Source organism: Pseudoduganella sp. RAF53_2, from assembly GCF_052113985.1.
Classification (GTDB): Bacteria; Pseudomonadota; Gammaproteobacteria; order Burkholderiales; family Burkholderiaceae_D; genus Rugamonas.
Map to the genome: position 1 here is coordinate 1 of NZ_JBFRDW010000810.1, position 2,299 is coordinate 2,299.

2 protein-coding genes are annotated in these 2,299 nt (G+C 64.1%); both read left to right on the forward strand.

Features of this window, described 5'->3' with window-relative positions:
- Positions 1-1,758 (forward strand): DUF349 domain-containing protein (locus AB4Z11_RS29780; protein ID WP_442029504.1); only part of this gene is annotated, 1,758 nt, incomplete at its 5' end.
- Positions 1,755-2,207 (forward strand): molybdopterin synthase catalytic subunit MoaE, encoded by a 453-nt coding sequence (moaE, locus tag AB4Z11_RS29785; protein WP_442029506.1) that lies wholly within the window; start codon positions 1,755-1,757, stop codon positions 2,205-2,207. The genes AB4Z11_RS29780 and moaE, both read left to right, overlap by 4 nt.
- Positions 2,208-2,299 lie beyond the last annotated feature (92 nt).

Genomic DNA, 2,299 nt, shown 5'->3' on the forward strand with positions numbered 1-2,299 from the left:
CACCCGCCTGTAACGGCTGAAGGTACGGGCAGCGCACCTGCCGCGCCGCGCCAACCGCGCGAAAAGCACAAGCCGAGCGTGGCCGAGAAGGAAGCCAACAAGCACTTTATGGACATAGTCGAGCAACTGGCCGAAGCGCTGGAGCAGGGTCATCTGCACACCGCCGCCGACCTCGACAAGAAGCTGAAGGAAACCAAGACCGGCCGCCTGAACCCGCATCAGGCCGACCGTCTGTCCCATGTGCGCRCCGAGTTGAAGCGCATGAACGACTGGGCGCGCTGGGGCGGCAATGTCTCGCGCGAAGAGCTGGTCAAGGCGGTGGAGGAACTGCCGAAGCAGGGCTTGCCGATGAGCGAACTGGCCAAAAAGGTCAGCGCCATGCGTGAACGCTGGAAGGCACTGGATGGCGTGTCCGGCGCGGCGCCCAAGAGTTTGTGGGAAAAATTCGACGCCGCCTGCACCGCTGCTTACGCACCGGCAGCCGCCCACTTCAAGCATCTGGCCGACGAGCGCCATTCCAACGCAGCCAAGGCGCAAGCCCTGGTCGATGAAGCCAACGCCCTGGTCGCCAAAGACGCCGCGCAGCGCGAAGCCGCCGGCGGCGACCAGGCCGACAGGCGCGACGCGGCCAGCGGCCAGCTGCCGCACACGCACGACTGGCGCACGCTGGCCTCCGCATCGCAGCGTCTGCGCCAGGCCTGGAGCAGGCTCGGCACCATCGACCGCAAGGACAAGAAGCGTCTCGACACCGCCTTCAACAAGGCCATGGATACGCTGATGTCGCCGCTGGATTCCCAGCGCCGCATTGAAGTCGCTCGCCGTGAACAATTAATTGAAGAAGTCGGCAAGCTGAATCCGGCCGACCGTCACACCATCGACACTCTGCGCGGCTTGCAGGAAGCCTGGCAGGAGCACGCCCGCGCGCTGCCGCTGGAACGCAAGGCTGAGCAAGCGCTGTGGCAGAAATTCCGCGCCGCTTGCGACGCCATCTTCGCCCAACGCAAGGAAGCCGCCCACGCTGCCGACCACGAACGCAAAGCCCACTTGCACGAGCGCGAGGCGATTTGCGCCGGGCTGGAATCGGCCACCTTCGAAGGCGAGGACAAAGCCGTGCAGGCCGCCATCGCCAAGGCGCTGAAGGATGCGTCGCAAGCCTGGCATGCATCCGGCAGCGTGCCGCGCGCCGCCGAGCAGAAGATCGAAGCACGCTACCGTGCCGCAGTATCGGCGCTGCAATCGAAGGTAGAGGGCTTGCGCAAGAAGGCCGGCGCCGCTCAGGCCAACGCGCTGCGCGAAAAACTGCGCCTGACTCAGTCGCTGGAAACCGCCATCGCCGCACCGGACGATGTGAATGCCGACGACTGGAACCAGCGCTGGCAAGACCAGCCTGCGCTGCCAAACGATTACGAGCGTACTCTGCGTTCCCGCTTCGATGCGGCTTTGAAAGCGGCAGGCGAGGGCGCATCGGCCCGCTCGGCCTATGCCGGCGAACTGGAAGCCAATCGTTCGCGTCTGCTGTCCGAAGTGCTGCGCCTGGAAATTGCGGCCGGCATCGACAGCGGTCCGGAGTTCGCGCGCGACCGCCTCAAGATGCAGGTGGAAGTGCTGCAATCGTCCCTCAAATCCGGCCAGAAGCCGGGCAGCCACGCGGCCCAGTTCCTGGCCCTGTGCGCCATGCCTGCATTGGCCGATGCGCGCACGGCCAGCCGCATCGAGCAGCTCTTCCGCCGCATCGGTGCGGTGGAGGGCAACCGATGACCGTACGCGTTCAGACCGAAGACTTCGATCTCGCCCAGGAAGTCCAACAACTGCGCGCCGGGAACGGCAAGGTTGGCGGTATAGTCACCTTCGTGGGAACCGTGCGCGACCTGAACGAGGGCGCCAACGTTTCCGAAATGGAGCTGGAGCACTATCCTGGCATGACGGAGCAGTCGATCGAGGCCATCATCGAGCAGGCGAAAGCGCGCTGGCCGATTTATGACGCGCTGGTGATTCACCGCGTCGGCCCGCTGAAGCCGCTGGATCAGATTGTGCTCGTGGCCGTGACCACTTCCCACCGGGGAGAAGCCTTCGCGGCCTGCGAGTTCATCATCGACTACCTCAAGACCGAGGCGCCGTTCTGGAAGAAGGAGCAGACGCCGGAGGGTGCACGTTGGGTGGACGCCCGCGTCAGCGACGATCAGGCGCTGAAAAAATGGGAAATGTGATTCTCGTCACAAATTCCTCTTGAAAACTCGTCGCTCAGCCCAATTTTGTCGTAGAGATAATTTAGGAGCGTGAGATGCGCCAAGACAAACTA